Origin of the sequence: Limosilactobacillus secundus (assembly GCF_020784695.1) — a bacterium.
GTDB classification, from domain to species: Bacteria; Bacillota; Bacilli; order Lactobacillales; family Lactobacillaceae; genus Limosilactobacillus; species Limosilactobacillus reuteri_F.
This window is the reverse complement of sequence record NZ_JAJGUA010000022.1, coordinates 165,546-184,818: the sequence shown is the minus strand read 5'-3', so window position 1 is coordinate 184,818 and position 19,273 is coordinate 165,546. Positions and strand designations below refer to the sequence as shown.

Here is a 19,273-nt window from a genome sequence, read left to right as displayed (position 1 = left end):
TTTGTTAATAATTGATCAATATTATTATGAACGTTCTCCTAATTAAACACAATAATTTTATTGGTCTGTCTTGCGTAAATGTTCAAGCATTTTTGTGAAATAGGCTGGTAATGGAGCCGTAAAAATCATTTCTTTGCCTGTTCGGGGGTGTTTAAAACCCAACAACCGAGCATGTAAATATTGGCCGTTGCCAGCAAGTGTTTTTCGCGGTCCATATAATGGATCTCCTGCCAGCGGGTGGCCAATATATTTCATATGAACGCGAATTTGATGAGTTCGTCCCGTTTCTAACTGGCAGGCAACTAAGGTATAATTTTTAAACCGTTCTAACACCTTAAAATGCGTTACCGCATGACGTCCATCAACCACAACTGCCTGCTTCTTGCGGTCCTTTAATGAGCGACCCAATGGAGCATCAATTGTTCCTTTATCTTCTTTTATGACTCCATGCACAAGTGCAATATATTCTCGTTTATTAGTTTTTGCCTTTAGTTGAGCTGTCAAAGAACGATGTGCCATATCATTTTTTGCTACCATCAATAGTCCTGAGGTATCCTTATCAATCCGATGAACGATCCCTGGCCGAAACTCTCCATTAATAGTTGACAATGGCGAATGATATAAAAGCGCATTTACAAGCGTATGGTCTGGATGGCCTGGTGCGGGATGAACTACCATCCCCTGCGGTTTATTAACGACAATAACATCATCATCTTCATATATAATATCAAGAGGAATATTCTCAGGTGCTAAATCAATTTTTTGTGGTTCTTCTGGGATTATTTGGACGTGGTCACCTGCAAGCAACTTATATTTAGGTTTTACTTGTTTGCCATTAACAAGGACATGACCATTTTCTATCCAATGTTGGATTTGTGATCGGGAAAATTGATCAAAGTGATGGCCAAGTTGCTTATCAATCCTTCCAACCATCTCACTATCAATTATTAATTCTAATTTTTCAGACATTTGTCAGTCTTTCTCCTTTAAGATGCAAATTATTAGCCAGATTACGCCAATTGTTAAGCACATATCCGCAATGTTAAAAATTGGAAATTTAATAAATGTTGTTTCAAACATATCCACAACATACCCTTGTCTTAACCGGTCAATAAAGTTGCCAATTGTTCCTGCCATAATCAAGGATAGTCCGATTAGCATAGGGATATTTTTCCGGTACTCCCAGATAAAGTAACCAATTACAATAATTGCAATAATGGTTATAATGGTAAAAAAAGTCTGTTGCCCTTCAAAAATGCTCCAAGCAGCACCTGAATTTCGTAAATTAGTTAACTCGACAATACCAGGAATTAGCTGTTTACTACCACCAAGAACAAGTGATGAAGCAACCCAACATTTTAATAATTGGTCACAAATTGTTAAAATTAAAATAATTCCAATAGCGATCCCAAGTAACAATTATTGAACCCCCTGTTGTTTCAATGCTAATTTCAAACGTGCAATAGCTTTGGTGGTAAAGGTAAAACTCATTACCTCTCCATTCACAGTAATTGTCACCGTATGCTTGGTAAACTCTGGCTGACGAATATCAGAGATGGGGATAACGAGATACTGTTTTTGTAACAAGCGGTTAAATACCATTTTAGTCGGAGTAATTACTACGGTTCGTCGCCGCCATTCTAATAAGGCAAGGATTACAAAAACTGCAAAAAAGAGCGCGCTGAGCCACTGAAAATGGGTAATTTCAAGCCAAATTACGAGACCAGCAATAAAGAAGAGAAAAGTCCAACACCAGCTAATAATTGTTCCCGTAAGGTCTGGTTGGTAAAAATAACGAGTTTCTTCTTCCATAATTATAATGTCATCCTTTCAGAAAAGAGGTAGTTTTTATGATCAAAATCTTTACAGATGCTGCAACAAAAGGAAACCCAGGCCCTACTGGTTTGGGAATAATAATAATTGCCAATCATAAACAAATTCAGCTTGCAATTCCAGTAGATAAGGAAAGAATGGATAATCACCATGGCGAATTTGCTGCAGCTCACTTTGGATTTAAATATTTAATTGATCACTTTAGCAATAATGAAACAATCCTATTTTATACTGATAGTCGTACCTTAAGTGATGCAATCGGCAAAAATTATACAAAACATTACCAAAAAGAATTAGCAGCACTAAATCCTCTCCTCCAACACTTTCCAACGGTTGTTACCCGATGGATTCCTGAAAGCCAAAATCGTGGAGCACATAATTTAGCAAATCAGGCCCTCCACAAAATAGAGTAATTTTAGAAAACAGCATATCAGTTTAATTATATCATCCACGTGTTCTATCAGCCACTAAACAGAGAAAAAGCCTTAGCGGTTGTTACAATGCAACTCCTTACTAAGGCTTTTATTACCGGGAGAGTTCCCCCACTTTTTGGCGTTTTTTAAGCAAGAGTTTCGTTGAAATCCTTGCTATTTAAGGGCTTTGATCTTAGAGCGATCTTTTTTGCCCCAATATTGGTAGAGATCTGTTCGTAAGGCACCGTTATAAAGTTTGCGACGCTTTGTTGCAGGCGCTCCATAATACTTTTCAAATTCCATATCAGCCGTCAAAATATATTTACTCCACGTTGTTAATGGGCGGTATAAATTACCCATTTGCCGATAAAGTTCATGAACTGATTCCTTATCACTTAACCGTTCACCATATGGCGGGTTAGCCACGATAATGCCATTAACCTCGCTTGTTTGCCAGTCTTTTACGGCTAATTGTTTAAACGTAATATCATGAGTTAAGCCTGCTGCACGAGAATTTTCTTGAGCAATATCAATCATATTTTGGTCAATATCATATCCGTGGATATCTAGTTCGATATCATAATTTGCTAAGGAATCGGCTTCATCCCGAACTTCATCAGACAAACCATCTGGAACTAAGTTAACCCATTGTTCGCAAATAAATGAACGGTTGATTCCAGGCGCAATATTATGCCCGTATAATGCAGCTTCGATTGGAATCGTTCCCGAACCGCATACAGGATCAACAAATGGATTATCCGGGAACCAGTGAGCCAGCATTACTAAGGCGACTGCCATATTTTCTTTCAAGGGTGCTCCACCTTTATTTTTACGATATCCACGCTTAAAAAGTCCCTCTCCACTAGTATCTAATGTAAGAAGAACATGATCTTTATTAATCGCTACTTCTAACGGGTAAGTGGCACCAGTTTCGGCTAAGCGAGTCCGCCGATGATATGCATTACTAAGACGTTGAACAATCGCCTTTTTAGTGATTGCTTGAACACTTGGTACGTTATGCAACTGTGAGTTATGACTTTTTCCTTCCACCGGGAAATTCGCGTCAATTGGTAACAAATCTTCCCATGCAATGTTTTCAGTACGATCAAACAATTCTTCAAAAGACCGAGCATCGAATTCGCCAACAACGATTTTTACTCGATCTGCCGTCCGTAACCAGAGATTAGTCCGAATGACATCCTTCATTGTCCCTTGAAAACGTACCCGACCATTTTCTACTTTGACTTCATAGCCAAGATCTCTTAGTTCTTTTCCTACCAATGCTTCGATACCGGCAGCAGCAGTAGCAATTAACTGATATGTTTGCACATTAAACTCTCCTTTAGACTTATTCCTATTAATTATTTTACCTTATGTTGCTTCAAAATGAAAAGAAGCCGCAAGAAGAAGAGAGGCTGAGAAAAAATTTTATTTTTTCAACAGCCTCTTAATTTATACGAATATTATTAAGATATCGCGAAAATTAACCACAAGGTTCAAGGCTAAGTCCGAACGATAATCAGCCCGTGCCGTGCTAATCACTGTTTTAGCCTTAGTCCACCGCCTTATCAAGAAGTTAATTCCCCCTCATCTCTTTTGTTTATGAATGGTAGTTGGTTTTAACTTAACTATATTAATGAATTCTCATTTGCTTTATCAGTTAATATTTTATAAATGCGTTCAATGTCTCGGGTGGTGCCACGAGATTCAAACGCTGCTAATAAAGGTAAATCGTATTCTTTAGCGTATGTCTTGGCAGTTATTACATACATCTTCCCTAAGGTTAAGTTTCCACTGCCAATTATTCCCGCACAACGTTTAACATTATCATAACTTTCCAAATAATCGTGCATTGGCGTTGTTAAGATCTCTGTTAAGGTCGGCGTAAATCTACTCCCACCAATCATATATGTTGGCAGTAAAACAAAAAATTTACTATCGCTTTCAGTCGGAAGTGTCTCCTCTGAAATCTCCAATAAATCGACTAAAGGATTTTCATTATTTAAATGATGCTGTTGTGTTGCGTATTCTTGAAGCCGATGAGTAAATGACCGTACATTCCCAGAAAACGACATATATACAATTTTTATTCTCTTATTATCCATAATTCCCTAACTTCATTATCTGATTTTTTATTAATCGAGAGATAAGTTAATTTACAAATAACTCATTTTAAATCCCTTTACCATTATAAGCGCACTTGCAATAAAATGAAATGATTATTTATATTTTATTGCTATTTTAAGAATTTTCAAGGTGTAGCTATCACAAACTCCTAAAATTTAATTTATCACTGTTTAACGTTTTTCCTCAGGCAAGGAAAGAAAAACTAGAAAACCAGGCCCTGATTTTTAAAATAAAAAAACCCGAGCGAACTCGGGTGCCTGTATGCAAGTATCTGTAGGCCATGTTTTGTCATAATATAATTATCAGGCATAATTATATCGAGGTAATCATCTATCTCAGAGTACCGAAATACTCTCCCCTGGAATCACTTCAATTTGTTATCCAAAGCTCCCCTACCGTAGTTTGGGTTTACCGCTTGAGGGGTTTACCGCGTTCCACCAATATCGTTTCCGATATTGTATCGTCACTGTGGCACTTTTCAGGAATACTAAGACATAGTTAAAACCTTAGCCTGTTTTTCCGCCGTCACCATAAAATGGTGCCCCGCCTTATTTTTTCAGCGAGCACAAACACTACAGGCATCGCAGCCTGTGCGAGCATGGACCTTCCTAACACAACATAAGCTGTGCTCAATTACCCAAAACTTGCAAATTATTAATAAACTATTCGACACGCACTAAAGCAAATGTGAGTCATTATTATCGCTACCATCTAATTGTGAACCGAATACACGACGTTCTAGATTAGATAGACGCTTTAAAATATCCATATTTGTAGCGCTCGATACAGGTTGACGGGAAGTAGTTTGGCTATTCATAGATGAACCAACTTCGACTTGACGATTTAATTCGTCAACCTTTGCTCTCAAACGTTCATTTTCATCATTCAAACGTTCAAGCTCTTTGTTATAGGTGTCGTAGTCTTTAATAACATCATCTAAGAAAGCATCAACATCCGCTTCGTCATAGCCTTTGCCAATATTTCTCTCCTTAAATTGCTTGTGCAAAATATCTTGTGGAGTAAATTTTATGTTATCCAACTTAAACACCTCAATTGCTTAGTTTGCGTAGTCCAATAACTATAATACCAAATCAAAGAAAAAATGCAAGATTAAAATTCATCTTTTTCCCTTTGATGCGCAGCCCATTCTTCTGCCTCTTCTTGAAGTTCATCAAAATCAATAAAAGTCATCGAATACCTACTTTCTTCTTTATATTTTTGAATTGTCTCATAATCATACTTAGTTTTTCCTTCATACTCTGGATCGTAAAGGAGAAAAGCTTCATCAGTATGTGTAAGCATAAACTGCTGATAATTCCGCAATTGTTGCGGGGACTGATATGGTTTATCTGAAACATTCGCAAAAAAATCAACTTGCTGAGTAATCTTCGTCAGCTTTAACTGATTTCCTTCATTCCATTGCTTACCAAATTCTGCAAAAGGAAACATTAAAGCTGTTTTTAATTGTGGGAAATCAGCTTGGAGTTCTAAAGTAACTTCAAGTCCCCATCTTTCCGTTCCCATTTGTGGCCCAGTTATTACCCAAAATTCATCATCATTTAATTCCAATTGAGCCTTTAAATATTTTTTTAGAACCTCTTTTATTACTTGAACTTTGGGATCATCATCATTAAATATATTTAATTCGTAACTTCGATAACCAGTAATCCACACTCTCTTCATAAAATCCTCCCTAAATAAGCAGATATAAAGCCGTTTAACTTAAACTTGTAATCATCTTGTATCAATCATTATGCAACTAGTCTGGTATAATAAATCTCTAGTTAGGAGAGTGATCACCGTGACCATTCACTATCCCAATGGTCAGCAACCTGTACAACACTATAATACACATAATGAATTACCGACACCACATCAATCTATTTATGCCAAACGTGGGATGTCGTTAGAGGATGAGATCAATCATAGTAATCAGTACTATCTGGCTCGCCATATTGCTGTTATTCATAAAAAGCCTACCCCTATTCAGCTTGTAAAAGTTGATTATCCCAAGCGGAGTGCGGCTGTTATTAAAGAAGCATATTTTCGGCGTCCATCAACTACTGATTACAATGGGGTGTACCGTGGATACTACATTGATTTTGATGCTAAAGAAACACGTAATAAAAATTCTTTTCCATTAAAGAACTTTCATCCCCACCAAATTCAACATATGCGTGAATGTGTAGCACAGGGTGGAATTTGTTTTGCTTTCATTAAATTTACGGAGCTTGACCTGCTATACCTGCTTCCCGCTTCCAACTTGTTTCAATATTGGGACCAACAGCAAAATGGCGGCCGTAAATCAATTTTGCGAACTGATATCGCTAAAGAAGGCTATCAAATTCATTATCAACTTAATCCGCGTTTACCATATTTAAACGCTGTTGATAAAATAATTGCTGCAAAAGCGTAAAGGAGTTTACTATGTCAAATGATAATCAGTCAACGCGTAGTGAGCGTCATAATAACAATGACAATCAACAGCGCAATGTTGGCGGCTTAATAAAGAAAATCTTGCTATGGGTAGCAGGAATCGTCGTTCTACTAATGGTGGCATCTGCAGCATTATTTTTCTACTATGCCTCAAGCGCTCCTAAAATTAGTAGAAGCGACTTAACAAGTCAGAGTATTACGACTATTTACGATGATCAAAATCGAGTGATTTCTCGTTTAGGAGCACAGAAACGAGAATATGCCAAGGATAATCAAATACCAAAGCAATTAAAAAATGCTGTTGTTTCAATTGAGGATCGACGCTTCTACAAGCACCATGGTGTTGATACAATTCGAATTCTTGGAGCAGCCACTTCTAATGTTTTTGGTCGTTCAGCCGGGATGCAGGGAGGAAGTACGCTGACTCAACAATTAGTTAAATTATCCGTCTTCTCAACAGCTGCCTCTGATCGAACATTAAAACGCAAAGCCCAAGAAGCATGGCTTGCTATTAATGTTGAGCAGCATTTTAGCAAGAGTCAAATCCTTGATTTCTACATTAACAAGGTTTACATGGGAAATGGAATTTATGGAATGCAAACAGCAGCTCAGTATTACTACGGTAAAGATTTAAACGATCTTGACCTTTCCCAATTAGCTCTTCTCGCCGGAATGCCACAATCTCCCACTTACTATAATCCACTTGTAAGTAACACAAAGTATGCAACGCAACGGCGAAATGAAGTATTAAATGCGATGGTCCGCAGCAATTACATTACCCAATCCCAAGCTAACCAAGCAGCAAGCGAAAGTGTTACTGCTGGTTTAGACCCGGATCATGGTAATATTTCAGGAAGCGGAACTGCTGTAGATTCTAAAGTTGTTGACCCTTATGTAAAACAAGTTCTTGCTGATTTACAAGCACAAGGATACAACCCATATAGTGATGGGCTAAAGGTTCACACCAATCTTGACCTGGATGCACAACAACACCTTTATGATGCTGCAAATAAAAACGTTCAGTTCCAAAATGATAAAATGCAAGCTGGTGTTGCTGTTACTGACCCACACAACGGACAAATCATTGCTATGCTCGGCGGCCGTCATACAGGAAATGTCGTGTATGGGCTTAACCGTGCTGTACAAAGCAATCGTAGTTCTGGGTCAACCGCAAAGCCATTAATGGATTATGGTCCGGCTATCGAATACTTACAATGGCCAACCTTTAAGTCAATTGCTGATACTCGGTTTGTCTTTCCTGGCACTAATACTGTCCTTCATGACTTTGATAAAAAATATAAGGGTAATATGACAATGCGTGAGGCTTTAGTTCAATCACGGAACGTTCCTGCTATTCGCGCATTGCAAGCCGTTGGGATTAAGCGCGCTACTGCTTTCCTTGATGGGTTAGGAATTTCGCAAAAGCAACCATATACTTTACAAAACGGAATTGCGTTGTATATCTCCCCACTCCAAGTTTCTGCTGCATATGCGGCCTTTGCTAATGGGGGTACCTACTACAAACCTTACTACATTAGCTCGATTACTACTCAAGATGGTTCAGTAAAGCAATTCAATCCGAAAGGTAAACGGGCAATGAATAAGGCCACTGCCTACATGATCACTGACATGCTTAAAGGAGTTTTCACTGACTCACAAGGAAGCGCAACTGACGCTCGACTCAACGGTGTTAACCAAGCTGGTAAGACGGGAACGACAAACTATCCTGGAAATTCTAGCCAGTCTGGCGTAATGGATTCCTGGATGGCTGGTTATACCAAGAATTACTCAATTGCAGTTTGGACTGGTTATGACCACCCACTTGAACCTGGTGGCAGTATTTCAGAACAATATGTAAAATCAGCACAATTACTTTACAAGGACTTAATGCAATATCTTGACAGCCAAAATCACGCATCTGATTGGACGATGCCAGACACTGTTGAAGCTGTTCGAGTTAAAGGTAAACGTCAGCTTGTAATTCGTGATTCAAAATGGGCATTCGATTATACTGAATATCCATCAGATGATCGTGATAGTAGTTCTACTTCTAGCTCAAGTGACTCATCATCGTCTTCATCTTCTTCCAGTTCTGCTTCAAGTAGTAGCAGCGAAAGTCGCACAGAAGAACGAAATAATGCTCCCACTGAATCTTCATCAAGCAGTGCTCCGGCCAGTTCAAGTTCATCTGCACCTGCACAAAGCTCAAGTTCTAGCCCTGCGGCTGCCCCTGCTACGCAACCAAGCACAGCTAATCCCTAATAAGACCTTTTAAAAATTGAAGATAATAAAAAGGATTGCGGAATTTTTTCTCCGCAATCCTTTTTATTATCAACTTTTTTAAGAATGAATTGGATGTTTTCGTCGACCATTTTGAAGAATATAGACGGCAATAATTACTAAAATAATTCCTAAAATTTCTGCCCAATTTAAGTTCAATTTAAAGAAGATCACACTTAAAATCGAAGTTGTAATTGGTTGAACGGCATCCATGATACTAACTACATCAGATGGGGCATATCTAGTTGCATGAAGCAAAATTCCAAATGGTAAAATCGTTCCAAATAATACCACTGTCGCAACTGATGCTACTAACGTGGTAGTAATATGTGGCGGGTTAACCCAGAACGGCCGGTAGAGGTTAAATAGGATTCCGGCAATCATCGTCCCCCAACCGAGGACAACAATTGGCGGATTCTCATCAGCAGCACGTTGGGGAAGGACAACATAGAATGCAGCTGTAATCCCAGATCCCAAGCCCCAGAGAAGGGATACAAACGGTAAAGCTAATTGGGTAAAGTTACCACGCGTGATACATAATGCTACCCCAATCAAAGCAACAACAAATGCAATAATATCGCTCCTGAACGGACGACGATGCATAAAAACAATTCCACCTAACACAATAAAAAGTGGGGAAAGATATTGAAGAATTGTTGCTGCTGAGGCATTTCCTGTTTGAATAGCATAATAGAACGTAAGTAAGTTTGCCATCAACCCTAAAATAGCATAACTAATAACTGAAATAGCTGTTGCACGTGTTTTAAATACGTTAAAAATCTTTTTTCCATATAAAAATACACTGATTACTAATAAAATCACTCCTGCTGAAAAAGTCCGCATTGAAAGCATCCACGTAGCAGGAATTGCTAGGTTTTGTGAGATAAGTTGTAAAACGGTTCCCGATATTCCCCACATAGCAGAGGCAATCGCTGCCCATATAATTCCCTTCATTACTTGAGAAGAAGATTTTTCCATGTCAACCACCCTTTATTTAATTTTATTCGCCTAATTTATAAATCGGTATTTTAGGCTTTTTTAATGTCTTCTTTTCCGGCTTTTGTCCAGCCTCTTTTCGCTGTTCAAACCTCTTTTCGTGCTCATTGATATCTCTTTCAGTTCGTAAGCCCTGACGATCCCAGCTTTGTAGAATCCGATCCATGTACTGAAGATTTAGTGCACTATTCATTACTGCCTGCCGCAAAGCAAGCTTAATCATTACTGCCGAATAATTATCCTTATCCAACCAGTCATTAACAATTTGCAATTCCATTGATGAGAGGGGCCGGCCAAATTCGGCCTCTAGCTGATTAAATGTTTCAACCCGACTAATAGTATTTTCAACTCTAATTGCTTCCTCTTGGTCATTCTCATTGAGCAACGCTAATTTATTGATAAGGAGCGAAAAATCATATATTGCATCTTCTTTACCATCTTCCATTTTTCGCATCTTCTGCTCAACAAGATGGTTTGTCATCATTTGGTGAAGTTGTTCAAACACCTGTCGCTCTGTTGTTCCTAAGTTCTTTGCAATTGTGCGAACGTCTGGATTCATTATTCCTCGGTCCTGGTAAGATTTGAACTGAAGATATAAGACAAATTGAGAGGTTGTCATCCCCAATTCTTTATAATGATGTAGCAACAAATTACTTATATTGGTCTCTCCCGCCTGCAAGTAATGTTGTAAAAGGCTTGCATCTGTCATTTAATCAGCTCCTCTCTTAAAAAGTATTTTTGCAAAAGTAAAGAGACTGAGTAATCCCAGCCTCTATTAGTTTCAGCTTTTATTAAAGGTTATTAATATTTTGAACGTATTGTCCAGTCTTAAAATTAATCAGATCGTAGCAGAGATTTCCTTTTTGATTACGATATGTTACTTCCCAGACAATCTTATCATTAAATATCCCAGGAGCAACTTTTAAAATTTCACGCGGATTGCGATTTGATTTTGTCATCGCCCGTGCTCTTGCAGCAGTAATCCCACTCGATTGTTTTAGAACCCTGATCTTGCCACCATGTTGGGGAACCATAACCAAGATCGGTTGATTTTGCTGATTTTTGCCACTAATCGTATAGTAAGTATTCTCCCGATTATAAATATAAAATTGGTCAGGAGATTGGAGATGAGCATATTTTTCAGCAAGTGAAATTGTCTGTCGTCGCGCTGAATTTCGCGGCTGATTGCTAACTGCAAAAACACTCCACACTATTAACAAGATTAGTAAAATCGCAATCAAAAGGTTACGAATTGTCCGCATTGAGGAACCTCGACTCTGTTCACGCTGAACTTCACGTCGACTTTGCATATCTTTTCCCTCTTATCTCTTTAGTTTTTTAGATTCTTATATGACAATCGTTTTTGATTATACCAGAAATCGGTAATTAAAAGTTGATAAAGTTTAATTAACTTTGTCCTCTTTACCATTTTGTAAAAATTTCTGAGTAATTGAAATCAAGTCAGCAGTTTTTTTACTATTAACCGGTAAATCAGTGGGCAGACTACTCAAAATCGTCTTCCCGTACCGTCTTGTTTGTAGTCGTGGATCAAGAACTACTGCAATCCCATGATCATCTTCTGTCCGTAATAATCGTCCAATCCCCTGCCGTAATCGCATCGTTGCTTTTGGCAGTTCTGAATGATAAAACGGATTTTTCCCTTGTTGCTGAAGTAACTTATTATGAGCACGATTCATTATTTCATCAGGCGAATCAAACGGCAAGCGCGTAATAATTAAGAGTTCAAGAGCGGACTCTGGTAAGTCTATCCCTTCCCAAAAACTAGAAGCACCAAGAAGAATCGAATTTTTTCCACCACTAAACTGTTTTAAGATTTTATCACGATTACCCGTAATTCCTTGAGCTAAAATATCCCGCTGATCAAATAGATCCGTTTCGCGAAGTTGGCTATATACCTGCTCAATCATCACCAATGAGTTGAATAAAATCATTGTCTGATAATCAGCATTCTTCGTTAGTTGGTAAATCGTATCACTGAGATATTTAATGTAGTCACTGTTATTTTGCGCACTAGGTACTGGAGCATCTTCTGCAATCAATAATTTAGCATTCTGTTTGTAATTGTACGGGGATGCAAAGCGACGCGTTAAAGTATTATTGCGCTCTAAATCTAATTGGTGGTAAAGATACTGTGATCGTGGTGATGTAAACAATGTTGCCCCCACAAATAATGGTTGAGCAAAATATGGATAAACATTCTTTGTGAGGTAGTGTGTTGCTTCCAATAGTCCCCCACTAAGCTGTAAGGCACTTTGTTCACTTGATTGGCGAATAGTAATCCAAAAAGCAGTAGCCTCTCCCTGTTGTTGAAGCGTTTCGTTAAATTCATTTAGTGTCTGGTCGGCTTCAATTAATTTTGCAAGCTGACTCTGAAATTGACTCATGAGGTAACGATCACTTAATAACCATCGGTCTGCTTGACTACTAAACAGATGACTAAGAGCGGAAAAATGAAGTTGCACACTGCTCAATGCTTGCTCCAGCTTCATCATCACGGGTCCACTAATATCTAAGAGAGAGATCATCTGATCATTTTGCAGCGGTTGTTCAATTAATTCATTGTCGGGATTACTAGTAGCACTTGCCATATATTGACGGTAAAGGGCTTGCTGAAAAAGATCAACCGCCTCTTCTACGGCATTGAGGTCACCACGAAGCAATTCAACATTATAACTGCCTAGTGCCTGTTCAGCGAAAATATCGGTTAAGTTCCGGTCATTGCCATTATTAACTAACCCAGACATTATATGAACTGCTGTGCGTAATTTTTGAAAATTAAATGTTCGCCGTGACCGTTTTAAAATGCTTTCGCTTAAGTGCTGAGCTTCATCGATTACTAAATATGGACGACGAGTCCCATCCCCTAATTCCTGGGCATGAGCAACCAAGTACGCATGATTCGTAATAATAATATCAGCTTGATGAAGCCGCTTTTCCCGCCGAACAAGAAAATCATCATGGTAAAAGGCATTTGCTGGATTCAAGCTCCGAATACCCTGATGACGGATTTCAGTAAAGTACGGCGACTGCTGAGAATTTAAATTAAGTTCATCAAGGTCCCCGCTTTGCGTTGAAAGCAGCCATACTAATATTTTAGCTTTCAACAACTGAACAAGCTTCGAATCTTCAATCACGCTTAAGGAATGGACAAAACGTGCAACATCAATATAATGAGCATTTCCTTTGATAATCACACTATTCATCTTAAAAGGTAACACCTTATTTAACTGCGCGATTGATATATCAATAATTTGTTGCTGCAAGATATTGGTTGCTGTGCTAATAACAATCTTCTTATCAGGATATGCAACATAACTTAGTGGAAAGAGATAGCCCAATGTCTTCCCTACTCCAGTTCCCGCCTCGACAATCATATTTTTGGGTTCATCATGAGTATAATTGTTGTAAATGCTGTTCATCATTTTTGCTTGAACAGGCCGCAGTCTCAATATATCTCCGTATAGCTTTTCCTTTGCCTTTTTAGTTGAAGGATATTTATGCTTTTCCCGCTGTCCATTAGCAGTGATCGGCCGCGATTTATGAAGAACAATTCCGTGAGAGACATATAACTCTTCACTTAATGGCTGGGACGATTTACGTCGACGCTGCAATTCAGTATCAAAAACCCCGGCTGTTTGCTGAGGTAAGTTGAGCTTCAACTGAGTAATCTTTTCAAGCGTCAGCGTTGGTAATTCTTGAACTCGTTTTAACAAATCATTAAGTAGGTCTGCCGTTGCTTCAGCGTCTGATACTGCACTATGAGGGTGAGCATGCTCAATATGCAACGAACTAGTTAAATCTCGTAAACGAAAACTCTTTGCAGTAGGAAGAAGAATTTGACTAAGGGTTACAGTATCAATTGCCGGAATTGATAATGAAGGGTATCCAGCTCGCTCTAATTCTGCATTTAAGAAAGGAAAGTCAAAATTAACATTGTGAGCCACAAAGGTCGTTTCCGCCAACAAACTATAAATAGTCCCAGCAATATCCTCAAATAGCGGTGCTTTTCGCACATCTTTATCTTCAATTCCTGTTAATTGAACAATTGAACGAGGAATTTTCTCTCGCGGATTTATTTTTGTTTCAAAGTGATTTATGATTTCGCCATCTTGAACGAGAACACAACCGATTTGAATAATTCGATCTCCATGATTAACATTCGTTCCGGTCGTTTCTAAATCAACAACTGAGTAGATTGGCGCTCTCTTGTCACGCTTTTTTGTGCGCTGACTACTACGCTGTGTCACACTATCACCATATTTCTCCGAAGTTATTATATAAGTTACTAAATATTCTAAACTAAATGATACACCATTCTACTATAAATTTCTCATTTTTACACGAATCGGTCTTTCTTCATGCTAAAATGTTTAGATTTGGTAACATCCATAATCGTTTTTAGCTAGAATCACTGTTTTATGCTATGATTAAGTTTGAATTTTTATGTAGAAAGTAGGTTACGATGGTGAAACAACAAGGGATTGGTACTAGCCATGCGAAAATCATTTTAATGGGAGAACATAGCGTAGTATACGGTCAACCGGCAATAGCCTTACCATTGCCAAGCGTTCAATTATCAGTTACGCTCAGCAGTCGCCAAGATAACCAGCGAATTATTAAAAGCCGTTATTATCATGGTAGTCTAAAAAATTTACCTTCCTCCATGATTGGAATTAAAAAATTAATTGACGCTTTATCTGCAAGGTTTAACGACCAAGAAACTGGTTGGGACTTAAAAATCGAAAGTCAATTACCTGCTGAACGAGGAATGGGGTCGTCTGCTGCCAGTGCGATTGCAATTATTCGAGCATTCTTTGATTATTATGATGAACCACTCGATCGAACATTATTGCTTCAACTTGCAGATGTTGAAGAACAAATTACACATCGTAGTCCATCCGGTTTAGACGCTGCTACTGTCAGTTCAGATAAACCGCTTTTTTATGTTAAGGGGCGGATTGGGGTACCAATTGAAATGAGCCTTGATGCTTCTTTAGTAATTGCTGATACCGGAAAAAAAGGTGCTACTAAGGAAGCTATTTTGGCAGTTAAAGATGAACTGAAAAATAGCAACGAAAAAGCTGAAGGACGCATTAAGCATCTCGGTGAATTAGTAAACCAAACAAAAAACTATCTTGCGCAAAATGACATTGTAAAATTAGGCGATGCTCTTAACTTTGCGCAAACTGATTTAACTGCTCTTAATGTGTCAGACCCATCATTAGATCACCTTATTCATGTTGCACGTGACAATGGTGCTCTTGGTGCAAAATTAACTGGTGGCGGTCGCGGTGGTTGCATGATTGCCTTAATGCAAACAGCTATGGGTGCTCGCCGCCTTGCAAGTATCCTAAAAGATAACGGGGCACATGATATTTGGCTTCAACCACTTGATAAGCGAGGGAATAACTAATGGCAACTGCAAAAGCACATACTAATATTGCGCTTGTTAAATATTGGGGAAAGAAGGATCAAGAATTAATCATTCCACAAACTGACAGTCTCTCCCTTACACTTAATGAGTTTTACACTACTACTACCGTGAATTTTGATAATCACCTTGCTTCAGACTTAGTTGCCATCGATCAACAAACACTTAGTAAGAAAGAGGCAAAAAAAGTAGTTCATGTTCTAAATATTGTTCGGCAACTAAGCGGAATAAAATCTTTTGCACGCGTAGAGTCAATTAATCATGTTCCAACTGCAGCTGGCCTTGCTTCCTCTGCTTCCGCATTTGCTGCCTTAGCAGGCGCGGCCAGTACCGCGGCCGGATTAAATCTCTCAAAACGTGATCTATCACGGCTTGCCCGGCGCGGATCCGGTTCGGCAACTAGATCTATTTATGGCGGACTGGTTGAATGGCAAAAAGGAACTGATGATGTCTCCTCGTTTGCACAACCGGTTTTAGAAAATGTTGATTTTCCAATCGAAATGTTAGCAGTCTTAGTTGATACAAAAAAGAAAAAAATTTCCAGTCGATCTGGAATGCAATCTAGTGTTGACACTTCACCCTACTATGATGCTTGGCGCCAAGTGGTAGCGGATGATATGGTTGCCATAAAGAAAGCTATCAAAGCAAAAGATATTGACCAAATCGGCCATATTGCTGAAGAAAATGCCCTTCGTATGCACGCACTTACCTTTTCGGCTGATCCCGGTTTTACCTACTTTAATGTTGAAACGCTAACCATCATTAAAGCAGTGGAAGACTTGCGCAGTCAAGGAGTAAACTGCTATTATACGATGGATGCTGGTCCGAACGTCAAAGTGATTTACAACCGAGAAAATCGGAGCAAAATTGTTGAAAAATTAAGCAATATTGTTGGCCCAGAACGGTTGGTGGTTTCACAACCGGGACCTGGAATAAAGATTTGGAATGAATAAAATTTAATGATAAGGGGACTTTAAATTTTGATTACTGAAAAAGCTCCCGGTAAATTGTATATTGCCGGTGAATATGCTGTTGTTGAAAATGGTTATCCTGCAATTTTAGTTGCATTGGATCAGTTTGTTACCTGTACAATTGAGGAAAGCGCTCAAGAAGTTGGCCAAATTATTAGTCGCCAATATAATAACGATCAACTATCCTGGCGGCGTTTAGGAGATCAAATGGTAGTTGACAAACGTGACAATCCTTTTTCTTACATTCTTTCTGCTATTAGAGTTACAGAAGAATATGCTCGTACTTTTAGTCGCGACTTACGGATATTTAATATCCATATTGACAGTCAATTAGACAGTGCTAATGGTCGAAAATATGGGCTTGGTTCCTCTGCTGCTGTTACTGTAGCAACTGTTAAGGCCCTTTGTCGGTTCTATAATTTGCCCGTTAACAAGGACCAAATCTTTAAATTAGCTGCAATCGCCCATTTTGAAGTTCAAGGAAACGGTTCGTTGGGGGATGTTGCCGCTTCTGTATACGGCGGTTGGATTTCCTACCATTCATTTGATCGGCAGTGGCTTGCCCAACAGCGTAAGTATCTTGACTTAAAGACGATTATTGATTTACCTTGGCCTGATCTTAATATTGAGTCTCTAACTGCTCCCAAAAACCTAGAACTTTTAATTGGCTGGACTGGTAAACCAGCATCAACCTCCCAACTTGTTGATAAAATTTCCCTTTTTAAAGCACGGCGGCAAACTGAATATCATCATTTTCTTGAAAAAAGTAAATCATGTATTCAACGAATGGTTGATGGATTTCACCGTCAAGATCTTGAAGCGATTAAAAATGAAATTCGTTATAACCGGGACCTCTTAAAACAACTTGGCACTAATTCGGGAGTAAACATCGAAACCGAATCACTATCTAAGCTTTGTCAAATTGCCGAATCTTTTGGTGGTGCTGCTAAGACATCTGGTGCTGGTGGCGGTGATTGTGGGATCGTCGCTATTGATAGCAACTCTAACTTTGGGAATGTTCTAAAGAGCTGGGCCAGAAATCATATCGAACAACTTCCTTTATCCGTACACTTTCTCGATAACGCAAAAAGCTTCAAAAAATCTGTTAAGCACCATCTTTCTTCCATCCACAAGTAGATCAAAGGAGGCTCCATGATGGAATCACGTCACGCCCAACGAAAAAACGAACACCTTTCATTAGCTGCTAAATATTATGACCAGGTTCATCAACACCATTATTTTGATCAAGTGCGTCTAATTCATGATAGCTTACCTGAAATGACGACAGATGATGTTGATTTGCATGTCCAGTTAGCTGATAATTTAGAAATTGAATGTCCTTTTTATATTGAGGCAATGACTGGCGGAAGTGATCAAGCCCTTAAAATCAACCAACAACTTGCTCAATTAGCTCATAAACACCATTTGGCAATGGCAACTGGATCTCTCAGCATTATTTCAAAAGACCCCCAATCCTTTTCGTCTTTTGAAATAATTCGCGAAGAAAATCCAAATGGCATTATTTTTGCAAATTTAAGTGCAAATGCCAGTCTTGACCAAGCGATAAATGCTATTTCCCTTCTGAAAGCAAATGCCCTTGAACTGCATATCAATGCGGCCCAAGAATTAATTATGCCTGAAGGTGATCGTGATTTTAATTGGTTAGATAATATCCAGTATCTTGTCAGTGAACTGGAAATCCCAGTTATTGTAAAAGAGGTTGGCTTTGGAATGAGCAAAACGACGATTGCCAAACTGCAAACCCATGATGTTCACCTCATCAATGTTAGTGGACGTGGCGGGACAAACTTTGCAGCTATTGAGAATCGGCGTAATCATGATATTAATTTTGAGAGTTTATTGGACTGGGGACAAACAACTCCCGAATCACTATTGGAAGCTCATTCAATTCGGCGAGGTAAAACTGAAATTATTGCCTCTGGCGGAATTACTTCTCCCCTCGATGTTATCAAGGCTGGTGTATTAGGAGCCCGGGCAGTTGGTGTTGCTGGTTACTTCCTCAACATTCTCCAAAACGAAGGTTATGAAGCATTAGACCAAACGCTCGGTGAATGGCAAGTGATTGTCAAACGCTTGCTCGCGCTCCTTGGTTGCTCATCATTTACCGAGCTTTCACGTGTTGAATACGTTTTAGGAACCGACTTGCTATCATATGCTCGTCAGCGTCACTTACGCTAACCTAAATAATTGAAATTCTTATTAAGATTGATACAATTGGTTTAATGTTTAAAGGCTTGGATGGTGATTGAAATGAATAAAATTAATTGGGGCAAATCAATTACAGTCGGTATAACCGCTGGGCTTGTTGCTGGGCTTGTTAAACTTGGTTGGGAAAATATTCTCCCACCACGGACACCAGAGCGAGATCAAACAAACCCACCACAAAAACTGCTTGAACAATTTGGCGTTCCAGCGCAACTTACACATGCTACTTATACCTATTCCGGTCAACAGTTGCCATGGGTAAGTTATGTTGTTCACTTTAGTTTCTCAGCTGGTTTTGGAGTTCTCTATAGTATCGGCGGACAGTTGGCACCTTGGATCAAAAAAGGTGATGGAGTACCATTCGGGATTGCCGTTTGGGATTTCTTCCATCTCAAGTTAATGCCATTAATGGGAACAGTACCTGCTGCAAAAGATCAACCACTTGAAGAACATGTTTCTGAATTTTTAGGACATGCAATCTGGATGTGGACGATTGATGCATTAATAAAGAGTAAAAAATAATAAAAATCCGAGAAAAT

General features: G+C 38.8%; 19 protein-coding genes and 1 other RNA gene. 8 read left to right on the top strand and 12 right to left on the bottom strand.

Annotated features, from left to right (window positions below):
• Positions 1-57: 57 nt before the first annotated feature.
• The 3 genes from LMB57_RS01420 to LMB57_RS01410 are packed head-to-tail and all read right to left on the bottom strand — an operon-like array spanning position 58 to position 1,812.
• A complete protein-coding gene (locus LMB57_RS01420) occupies positions 58-969 on the bottom strand; it encodes an RluA family pseudouridine synthase (RefSeq protein WP_229272052.1) in 912 nt (303 codons plus the stop codon).
• Positions 970-972: 3 nt separating this feature from the next.
• Complete coding sequence (gene lspA / locus LMB57_RS01415) at positions 973-1,419, bottom strand: signal peptidase II (protein ID WP_229272053.1); 447 nt, start codon at positions 1,417-1,419, stop codon at positions 973-975.
• A complete protein-coding gene (locus LMB57_RS01410; RefSeq protein WP_003666197.1) occupies positions 1,420-1,812 on the bottom strand; it encodes an EbsA family protein in 393 nt (130 codons plus the stop codon). It lies immediately after the preceding gene.
• A gap of 38 nt (positions 1,813-1,850) precedes the next feature.
• On the opposite strand from LMB57_RS01410, the gene LMB57_RS01405 reads away from it, so the two are divergent.
• Entirely contained in the window at positions 1,851-2,246 is a 396-nt protein-coding gene (locus LMB57_RS01405; RefSeq protein WP_229272054.1) for a ribonuclease HI family protein, read from the top strand.
• 174 nt (positions 2,247-2,420) lie between these two features.
• Here the strand turns inward: LMB57_RS01405 and LMB57_RS01400 are convergent, their stop codons facing one another.
• From LMB57_RS01400 to LMB57_RS01380, 5 genes are all read right to left on the bottom strand, one after another.
• Positions 2,421-3,575, bottom strand: a complete 1,155-nt coding sequence (locus LMB57_RS01400) for a THUMP domain-containing class I SAM-dependent RNA methyltransferase (protein ID WP_229272055.1) — start codon at positions 3,573-3,575, stop codon at positions 2,421-2,423.
• A gap of 299 nt (positions 3,576-3,874) precedes the next feature.
• Positions 3,875-4,351: a class Ib ribonucleoside-diphosphate reductase assembly flavoprotein NrdI gene (locus tag LMB57_RS01395; protein ID WP_229272056.1), complete on the bottom strand. Its 477-nt coding sequence runs from the start codon at positions 4,349-4,351 to the stop codon at positions 3,875-3,877.
• 291 nt (positions 4,352-4,642) lie between these two features.
• An RNA gene (gene rnpB, locus LMB57_RS01390) (RNase P RNA component class B) lies at positions 4,643-5,018 on the bottom strand.
• Between the two features lie 31 nt (positions 5,019-5,049).
• On the bottom strand, positions 5,050-5,412 hold the full coding sequence (gene gpsB / locus LMB57_RS01385; RefSeq protein WP_229272057.1) for a cell division regulator GpsB: 363 nt from the start codon (positions 5,410-5,412) through the stop codon (positions 5,050-5,052).
• 71 nt (positions 5,413-5,483) lie between these two features.
• Entirely contained in the window at positions 5,484-6,056 is a 573-nt protein-coding gene (locus LMB57_RS01380) for an SLOG family protein (RefSeq protein WP_229272058.1), read from the bottom strand.
• Between the two features lie 118 nt (positions 6,057-6,174).
• Between LMB57_RS01380 and recU the strand changes: the two genes are divergently transcribed.
• Positions 6,175-6,789: a Holliday junction resolvase RecU gene (recU, locus tag LMB57_RS01375; RefSeq protein ID WP_229272059.1), complete on the top strand. Its 615-nt coding sequence runs from the start codon at positions 6,175-6,177 to the stop codon at positions 6,787-6,789.
• An 11-nt stretch (positions 6,790-6,800) separates the two neighbouring features.
• Positions 6,801-9,071, top strand: coding sequence for a PBP1A family penicillin-binding protein (locus tag LMB57_RS01370; RefSeq protein WP_229272060.1), 2,271 nt, complete (start codon positions 6,801-6,803; stop codon positions 9,069-9,071).
• A 78-nt stretch (positions 9,072-9,149) separates the two neighbouring features.
• Here the strand turns inward: LMB57_RS01370 and LMB57_RS01365 are convergent, their stop codons facing one another.
• The 4 genes from LMB57_RS01365 to LMB57_RS01350 all read right to left on the bottom strand — a co-directional run bounded on the left by LMB57_RS01365 (position 9,150) and on the right by LMB57_RS01350 (position 14,353).
• Complete coding sequence (locus LMB57_RS01365) at positions 9,150-10,067, bottom strand: DMT family transporter (RefSeq protein WP_229272061.1); 918 nt, start codon at positions 10,065-10,067, stop codon at positions 9,150-9,152.
• A gap of 22 nt (positions 10,068-10,089) precedes the next feature.
• The gene (locus LMB57_RS01360) at positions 10,090-10,794 is read right to left on the bottom strand and encodes a DnaD domain-containing protein (protein WP_229272062.1); all 705 of its coding nucleotides are present in this window, start codon (positions 10,792-10,794) and stop codon (positions 10,090-10,092) included.
• Between the two features lie 82 nt (positions 10,795-10,876).
• Positions 10,877-11,395, bottom strand: coding sequence for a cell wall elongation regulator TseB-like domain-containing protein (locus LMB57_RS01355; protein WP_229272063.1), 519 nt, complete (start codon positions 11,393-11,395; stop codon positions 10,877-10,879).
• Positions 11,396-11,488: 93 nt separating this feature from the next.
• Positions 11,489-14,353 carry a helicase C-terminal domain-containing protein gene (locus tag LMB57_RS01350; protein ID WP_229278034.1) on the bottom strand — a complete coding sequence of 955 codons (2,865 nt, stop codon included), beginning with the start codon at positions 14,351-14,353 and terminating at the stop codon, positions 11,489-11,491.
• Between the two features lie 215 nt (positions 14,354-14,568).
• Here LMB57_RS01350 and mvk point away from each other — a divergent pair, with 215 nt between their 5' ends.
• The 5 genes from mvk to LMB57_RS01325 are packed head-to-tail and all read left to right on the top strand — an operon-like array spanning position 14,569 to position 19,256.
• Positions 14,569-15,519 carry a mevalonate kinase gene (mvk, locus tag LMB57_RS01345; protein WP_229278033.1) on the top strand — a complete coding sequence of 317 codons (951 nt, stop codon included), beginning with the start codon at positions 14,569-14,571 and terminating at the stop codon, positions 15,517-15,519.
• Entirely contained in the window at positions 15,519-16,490 is a 972-nt protein-coding gene (gene mvaD, locus LMB57_RS01340) for a diphosphomevalonate decarboxylase (RefSeq protein WP_229272066.1), read from the top strand. The genes mvk and mvaD overlap by 1 nt, the downstream gene beginning before the upstream one ends.
• A gap of 27 nt (positions 16,491-16,517) precedes the next feature.
• Entirely contained in the window at positions 16,518-17,645 is a 1,128-nt protein-coding gene (locus tag LMB57_RS01335) for a phosphomevalonate kinase (protein WP_229272067.1), read from the top strand.
• 15 nt (positions 17,646-17,660) lie between these two features.
• Positions 17,661-18,707 carry a type 2 isopentenyl-diphosphate Delta-isomerase gene (gene fni / locus LMB57_RS01330; protein WP_229272068.1) on the top strand — a complete coding sequence of 349 codons (1,047 nt, stop codon included), beginning with the start codon at positions 17,661-17,663 and terminating at the stop codon, positions 18,705-18,707.
• A 60-nt stretch (positions 18,708-18,767) separates the two neighbouring features.
• Entirely contained in the window at positions 18,768-19,256 is a 489-nt protein-coding gene (locus LMB57_RS01325; protein ID WP_229272069.1) for a DUF1440 domain-containing protein, read from the top strand.
• The last annotated feature ends 17 nt before the right edge of the window (positions 19,257-19,273 follow it).